Annotated in this window: 3 protein-coding genes; all 3 read right to left on the minus strand. The window is 46.8% G+C overall.

Features of this window, described 5'->3' with window-relative positions; translation table 11 throughout:
* Positions 1-731 (minus strand): IS3 family transposase (locus tag JCM12539_RS12375; protein WP_162204163.1); only part of this gene is annotated, 731 nt, incomplete at its 3' end.
* A 23-nt stretch (positions 732-754) separates the two neighbouring features.
* Entirely contained in the window at positions 755-1,228 is a 474-nt protein-coding gene (locus JCM12539_RS15400) for a helix-turn-helix domain-containing protein (protein WP_369396118.1), read from the minus strand.
* A complete protein-coding gene (locus JCM12539_RS15700; protein WP_162204167.1) occupies positions 1,182-1,283 on the minus strand; it encodes a transposase in 102 nt (33 codons plus the stop codon). Before JCM12539_RS15700 ends, JCM12539_RS15400 begins: the two co-directional genes overlap by 47 nt.
* Positions 1,284-1,306: the final 23 nt, after the last annotated feature.

Here is a 1,306-nt window from a genome sequence, read left to right on the forward strand (position 1 = left end):
AGATTTTGAATCTTTAACCGGTTGAGACATTCACGTTTCAAAAGACCAAAGAAACTTTCAATGGGTGCGTTGTCGTGGCAGTTACCTTTCCTAGACATGCTTTGCGTTAAATGTAGTTTTTGTATTTGTCCAATATACCCAGGCATCTCATATTGCCAACCGTGGTCGGAATGAATAATAGAAGCGTGGTTTGAATTTAGGTGTAGCTTGAGTTCCATTAGGCTGGCATGAATCAACTTCTGGTTAGGGGAATTACTTACCGAGATAGCTAGTACTTCTCGGCTGGCCTCATCGGTGATGGAAGAGATGTATCCCCACTCACCGTTAGCTAAACGTACCTGGGTGACGTCAGTGTGGAATACAGTCCGCGGCTGTGTAGCGGTAAATTGCTGCCTTAAGAGATTAGGGGCTGCTTTGCCCACTTCACCTCGATAAGAGCTGTACCGGGATGTGTGTTTAGAGTATATGGCGACCTTGAGTCCCATCTCGCCCATAATCCGGCGAATAGTCTCGGCGCAAAACAAGAATCCTGCCTTAACGGTTTCTACGTGCATCCGGCGGTAGCCGTAGGTCTCATGGCTGCGTGAGAAGGCCCGGGTAATGAACGCTTTAACCTGGGCGTATTTATCCGGCGCCGCGTTGCGCTTTAGACGGTCGTAGTAGGTCGCTCGGGGTAGGGCGATGGACTTCAGTAATTTCCTTAATGGGTACTGCGATCTTAACGATTGCACGATATAAGCCTTCATTTTAGTAGTTAAAGTGTATGTGATTCCTTCGTTAAGGTCGCGAGCACTTTTAAAATGTCACGCTGCATCTTGACATCTTGTAGTTCGTGCTCGAGCCTAATAATCTTGGTCTGATCTCGCTCCAGTTGCGTGGCCATAACTTTTCTCTGATCCTTATTGTGCTGCTTGTGTTTGGTCATTGACGGTAACCCTCCCCGCAAGGTTCTTAGGCCAGCGGCACCATTCGCGCGAAACTCCCGTAACCAGTGATCGACCTGATCATCACTAACTGCGAAATGGACTGCCACTTGGTGTTGACTAACCTCGTGTGTTTCCGCATATTCTACCACTCTAAGCTTAAATTCCTGTGAGTGCCGAAAAGCCCGATGCTCTACGATTACGGACACTAGACCGTGTTGTACGGCGTACGCAACCCAGCACTCAACACTGGATTTACTACCAACGTGATATTTTTTTGGCGAGTGCTTGATAAGTAATATCACCCTGAAGATATTCGTTAGCCACCTTAGCTTTGAATTCACTAGAATATTTCGTCATGATAACCTCCTAAAATCATTATG

It is taken from the genome of Lacticaseibacillus pantheris DSM 15945 = JCM 12539 = NBRC 106106 (genome assembly GCF_001311175.1).
GTDB lineage: Bacteria > Bacillota > Bacilli > Lactobacillales > Lactobacillaceae > Lacticaseibacillus > Lacticaseibacillus pantheris.